Source organism: Halomonas sp. H2 (assembly GCF_050215315.1).
Lineage (GTDB): Bacteria > Pseudomonadota > Gammaproteobacteria > Pseudomonadales > Halomonadaceae > Vreelandella.
Genome location: NZ_CP189760.1, coordinates 637,173 through 654,755 on the forward strand (window position 1 = coordinate 637,173; position 17,583 = coordinate 654,755).

Here is a 17,583-nt window from a genome sequence, read left to right on the forward strand (position 1 = left end):
ATTCGCATGGCTTATGCGCTATCGGCATGGTGTTTTTAGTGCTCGTTAGACTAAAGTTTAATTCTTGTGGTTTTTCGTTGAAATAACGTTATATGGCTTTGCAAGTGCTTGAAGTGTATATCTTTTTTCCTGTTAACTGGGTTGCAACTGTAGGATTTGAAAAGACTTTCTGTTAATTGTCGTTTTGCAGTGATTGCGCAGGAAGGGGGCGAATCGCTATGCTGAGCGACCATTTTCTTGCAGCAGCGGATCGGGCGGGCGCCCTGTTCTAGGCGGTTAAAAAGCTTCATAAAAAAAGAAAAACCTGCCATTAAACCATAAGAACGCTGCTAATAAAATACCTTGACTAGAGGCACGCCCATGAATAGAGGTCTCCACCAGCCTGGCGAGTTTCGCGATAACTGCGGCTTTGGCCTTATTGCGCATATGGAAGGGCAGGCCAGTCACGACTTGCTGAAAACGGCGATCGAATCGCTCACGTGCATGACACACCGGGGCGGTATCGCTGCTGACGGTAAAACCGGCGACGGCTGTGGTCTATTGCTCAAAATGCCGACCCAGTTTATGCGTGAAGCCGCCCAAGAAGCCTTGGGCGTGGCGCTTAATGAGCAGTTCGCGGTAGGCGTTGTATTTCTGCCTAGCGATGATGCTCAGGCAACTGAAGCGCGTGACACTGTCGAGCGCGAGCTGAGCGCACGTGGCCTTCAGGTGGCGGGCTGGCGTGTGGTGCCTACCGATTCAAGCGTATGCGGCCCGATGGCGCTGGACTGCCTACCGCGTATTGAGCAGGTTTTTGTCGAGCCAGGCAAGAGCGAGCAGTTCACCGTGGACCTCTTCATGGCCCGTCGTTACGCCGAGCAGGCGTTGCGCGGCGATGAAGATTTCTATGTGGCGTCGCTCTCGGCGGAAGTGGTGTCTTATAAGGGACTGGTAATGCCGGAAGATCTGCCGGCATTCTATAAGGACTTGAACGACCCGCGTCTGGAAACTGCTATCTGCGTGTTCCACCAGCGCTTCTCGACCAATACCGCACCGCGCTGGCCGCTGGCGCAGCCGTTCCGCTTATTGGCTCACAATGGTGAAATCAATACCATTGAGGCTAACCGCGGGTGGGCTAACTCGCGCAAGGCTAACTTCGTGAGCGAGTATTTGCCCGATATCGATAAGCTCGATGAAGTCGTCAATACCACCGGTTCCGACTCCTCCAGCATGGATAACATGCTCGAAGTGCTGCTGACCGGCGGTATGGAGCTGCATCGTGCCGTGCGTATGATGGTGCCGCCGGCCTGGCAAAACGTTGAAACCATGGACGCGGAGCTGCGCGCCTTTTACGAATACAACTCCATGCATATGGAGCCGTGGGATGGCCCTGCAGGCGTGGTAATGACCGATGGCCGCCAGGCGGTGTGCATGCTGGACCGCAACGGCCTGCGCCCGGCGCGCTGGGTAATCACTAAAAACGGCTATATCACCCTGGCGTCGGAAGTCGGCACCTATGGCTACAAGCCTGAAGACGTCGTCGCTAAAGGGCGCGTGGGTCCGGGGCAAATGCTCGCTGTCGATACCCAGACCGGCGAAGTGCTGCATACCCAGGATATCGATGACCGCCTGAAATCGGCCTACCCCTACAAGCGTTGGCTCAAGCAGGAAGCCAACTACCTTGAGTCGGCACTCACCGAACTTGCAAGTTTCCAGTCCATGGAAGCCGATGCGCTGAATGTGCAGCAGAAAATGTTCCAGGTCAGCTTTGAAGAGCGCGACCAGGTGCTGCGCCCGCTGGCGGAAAGCGGCCAGGAAGCCGTAGGGTCGATGGGTGACGATACGCCCATGGCGGTACTTTCAAGCCGCCCGCGCCTTTTGACCGACTTCTTCCGTCAGAAGTTTGCTCAGGTAACCAATCCGCCGATTGACCCGCTGCGCGAAGCGATCGTGATGTCGCTGGAAACCTGCTGTGGCGCGGAGCTCAATGTCTTTAAGGCAACGCCCGAGCACGCCCATCGCCTGATTCTTACTACGCCGGTGCTTTCACCGCGTAAATTTACCGCGCTGATCGACCAGGACGACCCGGCGTTTGCAAGCTATACGCTGTCCATGGGTTACGATCCCGAGCAGCAAAGCTTGCAGCAGGCGGTCAATGCGCTTTGCCAGGAAGCCGAAGCCCAGGTAAAAGCGGGTAAAGTACTGCTGGTGCTTACCGATGCGGACCTGCCCAAGGGGCTGATTCCCATTCAGGCACCGCTGGCTGTTGGCGCGGTGCACACGCATCTGGGTCGTCTGGCGTTGCGTCCTAATGCCAATATTATCGTTGAAACCGGCTACGCCCGTGATGCGCACCAAATGGCCGTGCTGTTTGGGATTGGTGCCACCGCCGTGTACCCATGGCTTGCCTATCAGGTTATGGCCGATATGCACCGCACCGGCGAGCTTTCCGGTAATCCGGCCGACGGCCGGGAGAACTATCGCAAAGGCCTGCAGAAAGGGCTGTTCAAGATACTCTCCAAAATGGGTATCTCGACGCTGGCTTCATACCGTGGCTCCATGCTGTTTGAAGCCGTCGGGCTTTCAGATGAAGTGATGAACACCTGCTTTGTGGGTATGGCCTCGCGTATACAGGGCGCAGGCTTCGCTGAACTACAGATGCAGCAAGAGCTGTTGGCCAAGGACGCCTGGATTACCCGTAAAGGTATCTCCCAGGGCGGTATGTTCAAGTATGTGCATGGTCATGAGTACCATGCGTACAACCCTGATGTAGTAAAGTCGCTGCAGGCAGCCGTTCAGGAAGGCAGTTACGCCAAGTGGAAAAAATTCGCGCAGCTGGTGAACGAGCGTCCTGTCGCGACCATTCGTGATCTGCTCACGCTTAAAGCCGCTGAAACGCCAATTCCGCTGGATGACGTTGAGCCGGTTGATGCGCTGCTGCCACGTTTTGATAGCGCGGGCATGTCCCTGGGCGCACTCTCACCAGAAGCCCACGAAGCCCTGGCCCAGGCCATGAACGAAGCCGGCGGACGCTCCAACTCCGGCGAAGGCGGCGAAGACCCCGCACGTTACGGCACCATTCGCAGCTCCAAGATCAAGCAGATTGCCTCGGGCCGCTTTGGGGTCACGCCGGCTTATCTGGTCAATGCCGAAGTGCTGCAGATCAAGGTGGCCCAAGGCGCCAAGCCGGGCGAGGGCGGTCAGTTGCCGGGTGGCAAGGTCAACGCGCTTATCGCTCGCCTGCGCCATGCGGTGCCCGGCGTCACGCTGATTTCACCGCCGCCGCACCACGATATCTATTCAATCGAAGACCTGGCACAGCTGATTTTTGACCTCAAGCAGGTTAATCCAGAGGCGCAGGTATCGGTGAAGCTGGTATCCGAGCCGGGTATTGGCACTATCGCCACGGGCGTTGCCAAGGCTTACGCCGACCTCATCACAGTATCTGGATACGATGGCGGCACCGCTGCAAGCCCGCTCACCTCGATCAAGCATGCTGGTTCCCCCTGGGAGCTGGGCTTGCCTGAGGTGCATCAGGCGCTGCGTATCAATGGCCTGCGCGACAAGATTCGTCTGCAGACCGATGGTGGCCTTAAAACCGGCTTAGACGTGGTCAAGGCGGCCATCCTGGGGGCGGAGAGCTTTGGTTTTGGTACCGCGCCAATGGTAGCGCTGGGCTGCAAGTTCCTGCGTATCTGCCACCTGAACAACTGCGCTACTGGGGTTGCCACCCAGGACGACTTCCTGCGCGGCGAGCATTTCCGCGGCACGGTGGATATGGTCAAAAACTACTTCCGCTTTATCGCTGAAGAAGTGCGTGAGCTGATGGCCATGCTAGGCGTGCGCCAGTTGACCGACCTGATCGGGCGTACCGACCTGCTGGAAGTGTTGGAAGGCAATACGGCAAGCCAGCGCAAGCTCGATTTAATGCCGCTGCTGACGAACGATTTTGTACCTGCTGATGCGCCGCAGTTCTGCAAGGTGGGCCGCAACGTACCTCACGACCCGGGTGCTAAAAACCAGGAAGTATTGGCAGCGCTTAAAGAGGCTATCGAGAGCCAGTCGGGCGGTGAGTTCAGCTTCAACATCACTAACTGTGATCGCAGTGTGGGTGCGCTTAGCTCAGGCGCTATCGCCAAGCGTTATGGGGAAGAAGGCCTGGAAAACGCGCCCGTTACCGCACGCTTTACCGGGGTGGCAGGGCAGAGCTTCGGCGTCTGGAATGCCCGCGGCCTGAATCTGTACCTGGAAGGCGATGCCAACGACTACGTGGGCAAGGGCATGAACGGCGGCAAGATCGTGATCGTGCCACCTAAGGTTAGCCAGTTCGAAAGCCATAAAACCGCGATTATCGGTAACACCTGCCTGTATGGCGCAACCGGCGGCACGTTGATGGCCGCGGGCACCGCAGGCGAGCGTTTTGCGGTGCGTAACTCAGGCGCCACGGCGGTGATTGAAGGCGCTGGCGACCACTGCTGCGAATACATGACCGGTGGTCTGGTATGCGTGCTGGGTGAAACGGGCGTTAACTTTGGTGCAGGTATGACCGGTGGATTTGCCTACGTGCTGGATGAAGACCGTACCTTCGTGGACAAGTACAACCACGAGCTGGTCGAAATTCATCGCATTAGTACGGAAGCCATGGAGGCGTATCGCCGCCATCTTCGCGAGCTGATTACCACCTATGTCGAAGAGACGGGTTCCAGCCGTGGGGCCGCGATTTTAGAAGACTTTAGCGACTACCTGCGTCATTTCTGGCTGGTGAAGCCAAAAGCGGCAAGCCTGGGCAGTCTGCTGGATCAATCTCGGCGTCAGCCGCAATAAACCGCCTGTGTCTACGCTTCGAGGAGAGAAATCATGGCTAACCGTTTAAACAACGATTTCCAGTTTGTTGATGTGGGTCGCCAAGACCCACAGAAAAAAGCCGCCCATACGCGTGCCAAAGAATTCGCTGAGATTTATGAACCGTTCAAACCCACTGATGCGGCAAGCCAGGCGCATCGCTGCCTGCATTGCGGCAACCCGTATTGCGAGTGGAAATGCCCGGTTCACAACTACATTCCCAACTGGCTACAGCTGGTCGTGGAAGGCAACATCATCGAAGCCGCTGAGCTTTCGCATAAAACCAACTCGCTGCCCGAAGTATGTGGCCGCGTATGTCCGCAAGATCGGCTGTGTGAAGGCGACTGTACGCTCAATGACGGCTTTGGCGCGGTCACCATCGGTTCTGTCGAGAAGTACATTACCGATACTGCGTTTGCCATGGGCTGGCGCCCGGACATGTCCAAGGTCGTGTGGACGGATAAAAAAGTCGCGATTGTCGGCGCCGGGCCTGCCGGGCTTGGCTGTGCCGATATTCTGGCGCGCAACGGCGTCAAGCCCGTGGTATTTGATAAGTACCCGGAAATCGGTGGCCTGTTAACCTTCGGTATTCCTGAGTTCAAGCTTGAAAAGAACGTGATGGAGCGTCGGCGGGCGGTATTCGAGGAAATGGGTATCGAGTTTCGTCTGAATACCGAAATCGGCACGGATATCGAGTTCGATACGCTGCTCCAGGAGTACGACGCGGTTTTCCTGGGTATGGGCACGTATAAATACATGGAAGGCGGCTTCCCCGGTGAAGACCTGCCTGGTGTGTACAAAGCGCTCGATTTCCTGATCGCTAACGTCAACCGCTGCCTGGGATTCGAAAAAGATCCAAACGATTACATCTCGATGGAAGGCAAGCGCGTCGTTGTTCTCGGCGGTGGCGATACCGCCATGGACTGTAACCGCACCTCGATCCGACAGGGTGCTGCGAGCGTTACCTGTGCTTATCGCCGTGACGAAGAGAACATGCCCGGCTCTCGCCGTGAAGTAACCAACGCGCGCGAAGAGGGCGTTGAGTTCCTGTTCAACCGCCAGCCGGTGGCGGTGGTGGGCGAAGAGAAGGTCGAAGGCGTGAAGGTTGTGCGCACTCGCCTCGGCGAACCTGACGAAAACGGCCGCCGTCGCCCTGAGGTGGTGCCAGGTTCTGAAGAAATTATTGCCGCCGATGCGGTGGTTGTAGCGTTTGGTTTCCAGGCAAGCCCAGCACCCTGGTTTGAAGGCTCACGCATTGATCTGAACGAGCGTGACCTGGTAAAAGCCCCCGAGCACGGCCAGTTTGCCTTTCAGACCAGCAATGAAAAAATCTTTGCCGGCGGCGATATGGTGCGCGGCTCTGACCTGGTGGTCACGGCTATTTATGAAGGCCGCCAGGCGGCAGAAGGTATATTGGACTACCTCGGCGTGTAATTCGGAGCAATGGGGTGCTTGCGGCACCCCTCGCCCTTCCCGAAGATCCTCTACAGTATACATTTATAGTGGCTATGCTTTTCGTGAGGGGTGGGCCGTGATGCTTTGGCGAATTGTAACCTGAATATTTGCTGGTTCATTTCATGCTTGCTCCAGCGCATCAATACCTGACTGGGCTACCTGGGTATCTTGAGCGGAGCTAACCCCTGATACTGCGATGGCACCGATCACATTGTCGCGAACATAGATTGGCAAGCCTCCTTCAAGAAGCCCTGTCATAGGCGTAGCCAGAAATGACAGCCGCCCTTGACCAAGAATTAACTCTTCATAAAACTGCGTTGGACGGCGCGTCAGCGCAGCCGTGCGAGCCTTGGCGGTGGCCATCTCCACTGTCATAGGGGCAGCGTCTTCTAGGCGTTGAAGATTCAATAGGTGACCACCGTCGTCAACGATGGCAATTGCCACTGGCCAGTTATGCTGTTGGGCGAAATGACGAGCGGCATTGGCTATGGATTGAACATCTTTATCAGTGAGGCAATGGCGTACTTTCATCAAAGTTTCTCCGGAGTAAGCAGAGTTTTCAGACACTGATTTAGGGTGGTCTGCGGGATGGCAATATCGAAGACAATGTCAAAGTGGTTACGACCGCTGCAGCTGCGTACTGCTGTAACTGGCATGTAGTGGGTCAGTCGTTCGGCTAATGCTAAACTCTGGTACTTGAAAACAGTAGTTTCCATCTCTCCCCAAGCTATGGCGACAGGTACAGGATTGTGAATCGGTAGGTGTAATGGACTTAGCTGTGCGGATTGATGGGGTGTTAGGTGTAGAGGCTGGTTAATATAGGTGCCGACCAGGGGTTGGAGATCGTAGATGCCGCTAACTAGCAAGGCGCCTTGGAAAGGTGATGAATCTGGCCAGATCCGACACAGCAACATTGCTGCCAAATGTGCGCCAGCGGAGCTGCCAACGAGGATGATTTTTGGCACTTGGCCCCGAGCTGCGTACCAAGTGCGTAGTGTAAGCAAGGCCTGAGCAACTTGGTCGACAATATATTCGAGAGGGACATTCGGCGCTAAACTATAGCCTACTGCAGCGTAGTCTAAGCCATGAGCGTTTAAGCCTGGGGCAGAGAACAGCGAGTCTTTTGCGCTCAGTTCCTGCCAGTAGCCACCGTGAATATATACGATCGTTGCCCCAGGGGATCGAGTGGCCTGGAATAGGAGGATCTTTTCCCTAGCCGCAGGCCCATAGCGTAATACTCGCGGCTGGCCGAGGAGCGCAATGGCTGCTTGGCTATCAGATCTATACTGAGTGAGAGTTTGCTTATAACTAGGTGCCAGTGAGCTCGGTGAATAGGCTCGTTCTCGTCTGTTCAGTGGAAGCTGATGGCCAAGAGGGTCGGAAACCTTCATCACATACATCCGTCCATTCCTCCTAAGGGATATAGCGGCGTTAGGTGCCTATGCAACTGACTTTTCACAGCAGCTAGGTTGATCTCTTCGAAGCTCTTGCAACCTTTGACGGCCAGACGAAGCAATTCTGATTGAATCTCTCCTCGAGCCTGTGCAGTGGCGTAAGGAAGGTTGCTGAAGGTCACCATGGAGTAGCGAGACATAAAGCGTTCTGGGTGCTCAGCTTCCAGCCACTGTGCCAGTTGCCGTTCCAGTTGATAGCCAGCACTACTGACCCGCTCTCGCATTTCAACATAGTTTTCTAGTGCCATAGCCTGGATTGCGCTGGCGTTGGGTTGGCGTTCTTCTTCATAGGCGCTTAGAGCTCTACTCAACTCTGGCTGTGCTGTTAGATACTTTGCCAACGCTGTGGCATCTTCCAGTGCGCAGTTCATACCCTGGCCGTGGAAGGGCACCATTGGGTGTGCAGCATCACCGATCAGTACTGCGCAGCCCTCGACTTGCCATTTGCGCAACCAGAGGGAGCCAAGCTGGCCAGTGGGGTTGTATTCGAAATCTTGTTCTAGGTTGGGTAAATATTCCGATAGATCTGGGTATATCCGCTCGAACCAGCTCCGCGCTACTTTACCCTCCGCAAGGCGCTTGAAACAGGCTTCGTCGGTATTGTCGTGCGGCAGGAAGAGCGTAGCGGTAAAGCTGCCGTCTATGTTCGGTAGGGCGATGCACATGTGTCCGCCACGCGGCCAAATGTGAAGAGCGTCGGCCTCAAGTCGCGGACAGCCATCGGCGCGAGATGGCATATAGAGCTCTTTATAGCCGTGGGGTTGCCACTCTCGGTGTTCTCCCAGCGAGGTAACGAGTGCCATGGCTCGACGCACGGCTGAGTCTGCACCATCAGCACCCACCAGCAGGTCGAAGGAAAGATGTTCACCTCCAGCTAGCGCACATTGTGCCGCCCAGTCAACTTGTTCGAGCGGAGTGTCAAAACGCAGGCGTACGCCGGCAGCTTCAGCGGCAGCAAGCAGTTGTTGATTAAAGCGGCCACGCTGGATAGACCATAGGACGTCTTCAGAACGGGGGCTGTAGGGTTGGTAGCTGGCGGGGTTCCCCAGCGAATGCACGCGCCGACCGCGCATAGCCACTGCTTCTGCTAGCACAGATGCCTCTAGCCCAATTAGCCGCAGAGCCTGTAGGCCACGTTCAGCCAGAGCTAGGTTGATTGATTTACCCGTGTTGGCCAAGCTTTTACGTGGGTCACCGCGTTTTTCCAGAAGAGTCACTTGCCAGCCTTGGCGCTGTAGCAAACAGGCCAGTAGAGGGCCAGCAAGCCCCGCTCCTACGATCAGCGCAGTGCGCTCTTGAGGGAGGTGAGTTGAATGTCGCGCCATCGTGATAGGCTCCTGGGTTCAGAGGTGGGTGCGCAACTGCCAGAGTTCGGGGAATAGAACTGTGTTGAGAGTGGAGCGAAGGTAGCTAACTCCGCTGGTGCCGCCGGTTCCCTGGCGATGGCCGATGATTCGTTCTACCGTGCAGAGGTGGCGAAAGCGCCAGTGCTTAACGCTGTCTTCTAATTCCACTAGTTGCTCGCCTAGGGTGTATAGCTCTCGGTGTTCCTCGGGCTGGCGATACACTTGCAACCAAGCTGCTTCCACTGAAGGAGAGTGACTAGTTGGCTCACTATGCTCAAATTGCAGCCGAGACTGGTCAATATCCATGCCGCGTGCAGCCATTAGGCGCACCACTTCATCATACAGTGATGGCGCCATTAAACGCTTTTGCAGTGCATGCAGGGCCAGTTCGTCCTGAGTGTGGTCTGCTAAGTGTGCTGAGGATTTGTTGCCAAGCAGGAACTCTATCTCACGAAACTGCACGGACTGATGCCCTGAGGCGCTGCCCAGCGACGGGCGCATAGCAAGAAAATCGCTAGGGGTTAGGGTCGCCAGCACGCTCCAGGCGTGATTCAAGTGATCCATGATCCGCTGTACTCGCGCGATGGCCTTCAGCGCGGCGGGTAGGTTATCACTGCCCAAATGCTGAATCGCCTGGGTCAACTCATACAGCATCAACTTCATCCACAGTTCAGCTGTCTGATGCTGGATGATAAACAACAATTCGTCAGGGATCTCGGAGCGTGGAACTTGGCTGTCTAAAATCTGCTTGAGATGTAGATAATCGTCATAGCGCATTTCGTTCGGGGCGGTGGCCGACGTCACACGCTTTCTGCCGGATAATGGGCATGGCATCGTAGTATCTCCTCAGGCCTTTGTCAGTGGTTTGCAGATATAGTTGATCTGACCACCGGCCACGGCAGGGAGAATAATAACCTCATCACCCTCGTTAATTGGTGTCTGTAGGCCGCTGTGAAAGCGCACGTCCTGATCGTTGACGTAAAGGTTTATAAATTTCACCAGAGCATCATCCTTTACCAGTCGTTGCTTCACTCCTGGCCAATCTCGCTCCAGGTCATCAATGACGTCAGCCAAGTTACTACCTTGGGCATCAACAGTGGCAGCTCCATTGGTTAAGGAGCGCATAATAGTGGGTATATGAATAGTGACAGGCATTTAGATTCCTTATTTATCAATAAAATAGTGGGGGTTGCTCGAAAGTCAGCTCTTGTTCCAGTATCCGACCATGCTTGATGTAGTAGCAGCGCATCGCTGGGCAGAAGTGTTTAACGGTGCTAATGATTAAGTGGTAGGCGTCGGGAAAGGCAGCGGCATAATCTACATCTGTGGAACTGGGATAGGGTTTTGAGGCAGTATGGGAGTGATAGATCACCAGTGGAAACTCACTACGTACGTCCATTTCCCGCCACACTAGTAGTTGTTCTCGTGGCTCGAAGATGAAAAAGTCTTTAGATTGAGCGGCATTGTGCATAGGTATCAGTCGGTGAGGTCTGGGCTCTCCTGCCAAGCTGGTGATGATGCCGCAGCATTCAATCGGGTGTTGCTCATGAGCTTGGCGGAAGAGGGCATCACGCATTGAAGTGGATAAATTCAGCATGATCGCACCTTAGTAACTTGCTAGAGTCGGATTGACATCGTGTACCCATGCCAATACGCCACCCTGCAAATTGCGCACGTTACTGAAACCGGCAGTGAGCATCGCCTGGACTACTTCTCTGGAGCGGGTGCCGGCCTTGCAGTACACCACGTAAGGTGCGTCTTTTTCGGCCATGACACCTTGGCCAAGGCTAGTTAGTACGTACGCCTTGGGCAGCAAATGTGCGCCCTCAATATGGACGATGTCCCACTCGTTCTGTTCGCGAACATCCAGCAGTGTCACTGTGGGCTCTTTAACCAGCAGTGTATGCAACTCAGTGGCGCTGATGCTTGGTACTTCGGTCTGTGCATTAGTTGGCTGGCCTATACCGCAGAACTGTGGATAGTCCTGGAGTGAGGTTATAGGTATACGCTGAGGGTCGCGCTGCAACGGCAGATAACGGTGACGCATGCGTAGTGCGTCGTAGACCATCAGTGTGCCAAGCAATGTCTCACCGATACCGGTGATCAGCTTAATGGCTTCTGTGCTCATCGCTGAAGCCACAGCGGCGCAAAGAACGCCGAGCACGCCGCCTTCTGAGCAGGACGGAGCGAATTGTGGCGGGGGTGGCTCAGGATAGAGGTCTCTGTAGTTCAGCCCACCATTCGGAGCATTTTCCCAAAATACGCTGACCTGCCCTTCAAATCGGTAGATTGAGCCCCACACATAAGGTTTATTGGCCATCACGCAAGCGTCGTTAACCAGATAACGAGTGGCGAAGTTATCGGCCCCATCGATGATCAGGTCGTATTGGTCGAACAGTTCAAGGGCATTGCTGTTATCCAAGCGAAGCTCATGCAGTTGCACCTTTACATTGGGGTTTAGTGCCTTGATGGCGAGGCTAGCGCTTTTTGTCTTGGGCTGACCCAAAGTATTCATGTTGTGGATCACTTGACGTTGCAGGTTTGAGGCTTCGACTAGGTCAAAGTCAACGATGCCCAGTGTGCCAATACCTGCTGCGGCTAGGTAGAGCAGAGTAGGAGAACCTAATCCTCCGGCGCCAATCACTAGAACTCGGGCGTTTTTTAGGCGTTGCTGCCCAGTCAAACCTAATTCGGGAATTAAGATGTGACGACTGTAGCGTGATAACTCCTCAGGGATTAGTTTGGCTCCTTGATTACTAACCAGAGGTGCTAGGTCTCGAGGTAATACCGATGCGTCATCATGTTGATTCCTAGTGGTCATAGGTCAGCTCCGTTCGAGGTTCAAAACTTGCGCCAAGGCTTGGCGTAGGATGTGCATTTCGTCGGTGGTACCAAGGGTGATACGTACCCACTTATCAAGTCCCGGCCAACTTCTGCCGACTTTCACACCCAGTTGCGCGAGCTCCTCAATTATCGTGGCGACGGGCCGTTGACAGTCGATCAATAGGCAGTTGCTGTGGGAGTTGCTGTGGCGCAAGCCATAGCCGCCTAGCCAATCTGTGAAAGCTTGGCGTTCCTTCTTAGTGGCATGCTTACGCCGTGTGCATTCGGCTTCGTCAGCTAGACACGCAAGGGCAGCGGCTGCCGCCGGTGCCGGTACGTCATGAGCCGGTTGTGTATGGATGCGATTAAGCAGCTCTGGTTGCGCCACTGCATACCCAATGCGCAGACCTGCCAGTCCGTAGATTTTCGAGAAGGTGCGTGTAACAACCAAGTTTGGATGTTCTCGTAGTGCAGCGATCATCGAGGGCTCGTCACTGAATTCCACATAGGCTTCATCTACTAGCACCACGGCCTGTTGGGTCAGGTTGGCGGCGCCGTGAATCAGTCGAAGGAGCGCATCATGGGGCGTTACGCTGCCGGTGGGGTTGTTGGGGTTGGCCACATAGATCAATCCTCCTGCACCAGCCTCAAGCATCGCTGACACATTATGTTCCCCGTCTGCTAGCCCGGATTTCTCATAGCACCTCAGCCAGTACCACCTCCAAGCCGTCATACCACTAAAAGCCGATTGGTACGGTTTAAACTGCCTGCTTTTTAGCCTCTTTCCGTCGTTCAGACACACCTCCCCCTTTCCCCCATTGCGTCGGGCCGGGGGCGCCCGCGCATTCAGCTCGGTACTAACCGCCTGATGAGATCGGATAGTTGCGCTTTATAGGGGTAGCTGTCACTCATCAACACCCGGATTCGGCGCGTATTGCGGATGATGACCGCGCCCACTTTGATGAGTTTGAGCCTCAGGTTGCTTGGGCTCATGCGCTCAAAAGGGGTCTTCTTCAGGTAAGTGCGTAAGCGCTCGAACAGCGTATAGGCGAAGCCCGATAAGATCAGCCGCCACTGATTGGCCCACCAGTGCGTACTGGAGGTCCGGTCAGCAAACAGGCTCAGTTGTTGATCCTTGATTCGGTTCTCCATGTCGCCCCGAGCGCAGTACTGCTCGTAGTAGAGTTTGAAGCCATCGTCATAACGGGAACTAATGATAAACCGGGGATTAGAGCCCAGTTCGCCTTCTTCCAGACGGGCCACCACCCAGCGTGGATACTTCCAGGAGTGTGCTTGATATTGGAAGCGGAACGTCTCTGCCACTTTCCCGCCCACCTCCCACTGGGTCTTGCGCACCAGCATCATGGGCACGTCCACTTCCTTGAGCAGCCGACTGTTCTTGCCGATGCCCACGATGTAGTCGATATGATGCCGATCACACCAGTTCAGCATCCGAGGGCGGCAAAAGTGGCTATCACCCCGTAACACGATGCGTGTATCGGGCCAGTACTGGCGGATAAAGCGCACCAGTAACGCCAGAATGGCCCAGCTGTGATGGCTGTCGCTGTGGTCACTGGTGCGCAGATAGCTCACTAGTAGATGGCGGCCACAGAAGACATACAGCGGGAAGTAGCAGTGGTGATCGTAATAGCGGTTAAAGAACTTCCCGGGTTGCTCACCGTGCACAGGGATATCGGTGCCATCAAAGTCCAGCACGATCTCCTTCGGGGGTGCGTCATGCTGTTCAATGAAGTGGTGCCACAGCACCTCATGGGCCTTCACCATCGCTTGTCGATCGGCGTTCTGCTCACTCCGGCACAGCGTAGACTTGCCTGCCAGCGCATTATCTTCACCGAGCGCTGTCTGAAGCGCCTGATCATAGCGTAGGGCCTCATGGTCGTTGAAATCTTCGTAGCCCGCGGCGACACCGAACACTCGCTGACGAACCAGAGTGTCGTGCTTGTGACGAACCTGTTCCGGTGCGCGGGGATCATGAAGCACGGAGGCCAAGCGGTGCGTCAGGCGATGTTGCTTATCGACTTCACGAAGCAGGAGCAATCCAGCATCGGAGGTGATGTGGCCCCCAGAGAAATCGGCTTCAATTTGGCGGCGTGAGAGTGGCGAGAAGGTCAGTTTTTCAGGTACCATTTTGGAAGCGGTTGTTGGTGCTTGATGGATTGGTTAGGCTCTTGAAATCATAGCACTTTCAGCCGCTTTCTTTTATACCCCGTGAGAAATCCAGGCTAGTAAGGGTATCTGGCACACTGGCCGTTCATGCAGCCGTGCAGCTTGCTCACACACTGGAAAACCAGGCGCCCCTACCACTAGTGGTTTTTGAGCATTTGTGAAGGCCAGTGTCGCGTAGTGCAGAGCACGGTTCGAGCCTGGATAAAGCGATATCCATTCATTGGGAATTTGGTGTCGGTCGGCCAGGTCTTGACGTAGCTGTTCGACCAGTTCGAATTGATAGCGTGAAGATATCCTCACTGCATTCCGTGCAGCCTCTAGTGCTGCTGTTGGCACGCCGTAGGGCGATTCATTCAAGTTGAGGGAAATCGGCGCTTGACTTGCCCGCATGAAGTTTCCGCTTGACTCCTGGCGGCAGTATGGTGACTGCATTATGTTATGTTCCTTTTGTTTAGTTTTAAATCAATTGGTTAAAGTGAGTCGCGCACCGATTTTGGCGTGTAGCCGAAAAACTTTGTGAAGGCGGCACTAAAATTGTTTGGGTGCTGGTAGCCTACTTGGTAGGCCGATTCCGATACTCGGTATCCAGCCGCTAATAGTTCTTGTGCGCGCTGCATGCGCATCTCCAACAAGTGTTGGGCGGGACTGTTGCTGTAGGCCTGACGGAAACATTCCTTGAGTTTGTACTCACTGATGCCCAGCTCCGCGCACAAGCAAGCATTGTTTATAGGCTGGCTCAAGTGGGTGCGCATGAAGGTTTCAACTCTTTCAAGCAAGTCCACATCACGGCCTGTAATTCCTCCTCTCTGTACCTCACCGGGGGCCAGCAGGTTGAGCTGTTCACCGAGCAGGCTTAGAGCATGGATACGCTGGCGCAGCCCGTCTTGCTCTCCTACCCTCGGGTTCTTGAAAAATCTGAGATGTTCACTGGCTCGGCTGTTGACGTGAGAGATTTTGCGAAAGCTTTCGTTATGGCGCAGAGCTTTGCCAAGTAATCGATCACAGCGCTCTGGCCCGATATAACGCGTAAGTGCTGACTCAGAAACCACTAGGCGCAACTGCTGGATGGGTTCGTCGGCGGCGTAGCGCCTTTCACCAATGCCTTCCTGAAATACTGAAACCGTAGTTCGGTTGGCTGAGAAGGGTAAGCTGTTACCTACTCGGTCTAAGAACTCGGATTGTCCTGAAAGACCGAATGTGATCACCAGGGTTCGTTCATTGCCTTCGTGCTGACAAGCTTCGCGTAACTCGCGTCCCGAAGAGATTCGAGAGCGGACAACTGAGAAACCTGCCTCGCAATCCAGTCGCTCAATTAATGTATGGCTTCGAGAAGAATCGCTTTGACGGCATGTCCATTTCTGCAGTTCTTGATCAGTGGCCAATTTCGGTTTTGACAAGCAGTTCACAACACATCACTCCTTATCCATCTTAATCAGCAGGCGTTTCGGCGTGGGCAGCAATGAAACGCCAATAAGCCCCTAGGCGCAGTGTCTGCAATCTGTGGCTGGGGTAATCAGAGCACAGGCGGTACAGGCAAAAAATGGCTTCGCATGAATAGCATACGGAAACCTTCGATTTTCATATGTAATGCGAATGATTAGCATTACCTCAATAAAGTATCATCCCTCATGTCATCTCGACAATTGCCAGCAGGCTGATTACTCGTTGCTCAATATCCGATCCGAGGTAGGGCATATACGGGGGCGCGCATTGATTCTGGTTAAATTTGGCAGAGTAAGGAGGAGGGGGATGATCCCGATTGTTGTGAAACCGCCACTGACGGGGATTACGATATCCTTGACTCCTGCGCCAATAGGGTTGGAAGCGGTTGCAGAGGCTTTTATCCACCGAGCAGAGCTGCTTGGTGCACGAGTAGAGAGGAATCTGCAGTCCACCGCTAACAAGCTGGTAGCACAGTTCGAAGATGGTGGGGGTGCACGAGTGGTTGTGTACTTACGTGGCTGGCCTTGTGGTAATCAGCCAATAAGCGAGGCGCTGGCGCAGGCAGCTTGTGGGCTGAGTGGTTGGCATGCTCGCAATGCAGGTGGTGTATTTGCTCTGGGGCCGGACTATCTATCGGTGCTATCCGCATCACTTATGTGCACTACTGGCGTAGCCGCTCTGATTGGCCAGTACCGTGGTAGTGGTAGCCGTGAAGTAAACCTGAGCCTGGGCGGAGTCGGGTTGTTATCTATGGCTCAGTATTTGGCTATGGATGACGCTGGCCAAGCCTCTCCATCCAAAGCAGGCATAGATTGGTCTTCACCTCCCTTTATCAGTGTCGAAGGGCACCTCTTTGAGCTTGAAGCACTGAGCCCTGAGGCTTGGCTAAGCTTTTGGAGTAGGTTACAGGTTTCGGCAGTTGACATCGCAGCAGCTTGGTCGCCCTTCCTACAGCGCTATACCACCGCCCAAGCGCTGCTGCCGTCCAGCCTATTTGATGCCTGTTCCAGCCGACGATTGGTGGATCTGCAGCGCATGGCTAGAAACAGTGGTGTGGATATATGCCCACTGCGTTCGGGAACTGTGGTGTCTTGGCAGACACATGGCCCTTGGTCTTTCGGAGAGCCACGAGTGGCCGCGTGTAGCTCCACGTTAAACACTGCACCGGAGCGGCCATTGACAGGGTTGCGGGGGATTGAAGCTTGTCGATTGATTCAGGGGCCGCTGGCGGGACACCTGTTGCGCGAACTTGGCATGGAACTGGTAAAGGTAGAACCACCTGGCAGCGACCCGATGCGAGGTATGGCGCCATTGGTGAACGAGTTGTCGGTACATTTTCATGCCATCAATCGGGATAAGTCGTGTGTCGAGCTTAATCTGCGCAGCGGGGGGGACCGGGAACGCTTGCTACAGATGGCTGGCGGCGCAGATGTCTTCCTGCATAACTGGGCGCCTGGCCGAGCCGAGCGTTTAGGGTTGACGCCTGACATACTGCGTCGCCAGTCATCCTCACTCATCTATGCTTCGGCGTCTGGTACTGGTCGAGTACCAAAAATGAATGATCCACTTGCCACCGATTTCATGATCCAGGCGTATAGCGGTTTAGCATGCCGGATCAACCAAGCAGAAAGTCCCGCTGGAGCGTTACTGACGTTGGTGGACGTGCTTGGTGGAGTGGCCCTAGCCGAAGGTGTTGTTGCTGCACTTTACGCTCGCTATGCACATCAGCAGGTTCTGGAGCTAGATTCAGCCATGGCCGGAGCTGCTGCGCTGCTTATGGCGTCTAGCCCTGGCTCACCCCCGGCACGGAGTTTCGCCACTGCCGATGGTTACGTGATGGTTGAGTCGTGCTCCAGGCACATGTTGTCAGAGTTAGACCTGCGCTCGCTAGCGACTACCAAGGCGCTGACTTTGCTGGCAAAGCAAGGGGTTATCGCTACCCCCGTTTCTTTTTGTGCTGCTGATGTCGGAGCCCACCCCAACTTGTCAGGCACGCTGAGCCGTGACGAACATGGTCTGAATGTTGCCACCCCTTGGATCATTAATGCTTAAGG

General features: G+C 54.9%; 14 protein-coding genes. 3 read left to right on the top strand and 11 right to left on the bottom strand.

The annotated features are described in order from the left end of the window. The first annotated feature begins 360 nt into the window (after nt 1-360). Together gltB and ACQE2I_RS02980 are read left to right on the top strand one after the other, a co-directional pair. Nucleotides 361-4,803, top strand: a complete 4,443-nt coding sequence (gene gltB, locus ACQE2I_RS02975; protein WP_192537408.1) for a glutamate synthase large subunit — start codon at nt 361-363, stop codon at nt 4,801-4,803. 33 nt (nt 4,804-4,836) lie between these two features. Continuing rightward, complete coding sequence (locus ACQE2I_RS02980) at nt 4,837-6,255, top strand: FAD-dependent oxidoreductase (RefSeq protein ID WP_192526569.1); 1,419 nt, start codon at nt 4,837-4,839, stop codon at nt 6,253-6,255. A 141-nt stretch (nt 6,256-6,396) separates the two neighbouring features. On the opposite strand, the gene ACQE2I_RS02985 is transcribed toward ACQE2I_RS02980, so the two are convergent. From ACQE2I_RS02985 to ACQE2I_RS03035, 11 genes are all read right to left on the bottom strand, one after another. After that, on the bottom strand, nt 6,397-6,807 hold the full coding sequence (locus ACQE2I_RS02985) for a GlcG/HbpS family heme-binding protein (RefSeq protein ID WP_087107899.1): 411 nt from the start codon (nt 6,805-6,807) through the stop codon (nt 6,397-6,399). Next, nucleotides 6,807-7,676, bottom strand: coding sequence for an alpha/beta hydrolase (locus tag ACQE2I_RS02990; protein WP_087107901.1), 870 nt, complete (start codon nt 7,674-7,676; stop codon nt 6,807-6,809). Before ACQE2I_RS02990 ends, ACQE2I_RS02985 begins: the two co-directional genes overlap by 1 nt. Continuing rightward, nucleotides 7,667-9,055 carry an FAD-dependent oxidoreductase gene (locus ACQE2I_RS02995; protein WP_087107903.1) on the bottom strand — a complete coding sequence of 463 codons (1,389 nt, stop codon included), beginning with the start codon at nt 9,053-9,055 and terminating at the stop codon, nt 7,667-7,669. The genes ACQE2I_RS02990 and ACQE2I_RS02995 overlap by 10 nt, the downstream gene beginning before the upstream one ends. A gap of 18 nt (nt 9,056-9,073) precedes the next feature. Then, nucleotides 9,074-9,910: a tryptophan 2,3-dioxygenase gene (locus ACQE2I_RS03000; protein ID WP_087107905.1), complete on the bottom strand. Its 837-nt coding sequence runs from the start codon at nt 9,908-9,910 to the stop codon at nt 9,074-9,076. Between the two features lie 12 nt (nt 9,911-9,922). Then, a complete protein-coding gene (locus tag ACQE2I_RS03005; RefSeq protein WP_087107907.1) occupies nt 9,923-10,231 on the bottom strand; it encodes a MoaD/ThiS family protein in 309 nt (102 codons plus the stop codon). A 16-nt stretch (nt 10,232-10,247) separates the two neighbouring features. Next, entirely contained in the window at nt 10,248-10,673 is a 426-nt protein-coding gene (locus ACQE2I_RS03010) for a Mov34/MPN/PAD-1 family protein (RefSeq protein WP_087107909.1), read from the bottom strand. 9 nt (nt 10,674-10,682) lie between these two features. Continuing rightward, the gene (gene moeB, locus ACQE2I_RS03015; protein WP_087107911.1) at nt 10,683-11,897 is read right to left on the bottom strand and encodes a molybdopterin-synthase adenylyltransferase MoeB; all 1,215 of its coding nucleotides are present in this window, start codon (nt 11,895-11,897) and stop codon (nt 10,683-10,685) included. 3 nt (nt 11,898-11,900) lie between these two features. Beyond that, nucleotides 11,901-12,632 (bottom strand): aminotransferase class I/II-fold pyridoxal phosphate-dependent enzyme, encoded by a 732-nt coding sequence (locus tag ACQE2I_RS03020; RefSeq protein ID WP_427030032.1) that lies wholly within the window; start codon nt 12,630-12,632, stop codon nt 11,901-11,903. A gap of 113 nt (nt 12,633-12,745) precedes the next feature. Then, nucleotides 12,746-14,047 carry an IS1380 family transposase gene (locus tag ACQE2I_RS03025; RefSeq protein WP_427028136.1) on the bottom strand — a complete coding sequence of 434 codons (1,302 nt, stop codon included), beginning with the start codon at nt 14,045-14,047 and terminating at the stop codon, nt 12,746-12,748. A 72-nt stretch (nt 14,048-14,119) separates the two neighbouring features. Next, nucleotides 14,120-14,518, bottom strand: coding sequence for an aminotransferase class I/II-fold pyridoxal phosphate-dependent enzyme (locus ACQE2I_RS03030; RefSeq protein WP_427030033.1), 399 nt, complete (start codon nt 14,516-14,518; stop codon nt 14,120-14,122). Nucleotides 14,519-14,556: 38 nt separating this feature from the next. Then, nucleotides 14,557-15,492, bottom strand: coding sequence for a helix-turn-helix transcriptional regulator (locus tag ACQE2I_RS03035; protein WP_087107915.1), 936 nt, complete (start codon nt 15,490-15,492; stop codon nt 14,557-14,559). 343 nt (nt 15,493-15,835) lie between these two features. On the opposite strand from ACQE2I_RS03035, the gene ACQE2I_RS03040 reads away from it, so the two are divergent. Next, nucleotides 15,836-17,581 carry a CoA transferase gene (locus ACQE2I_RS03040; protein WP_176372193.1) on the top strand — a complete coding sequence of 582 codons (1,746 nt, stop codon included), beginning with the start codon at nt 15,836-15,838 and terminating at the stop codon, nt 17,579-17,581. Nucleotides 17,582-17,583 lie beyond the last annotated feature (2 nt).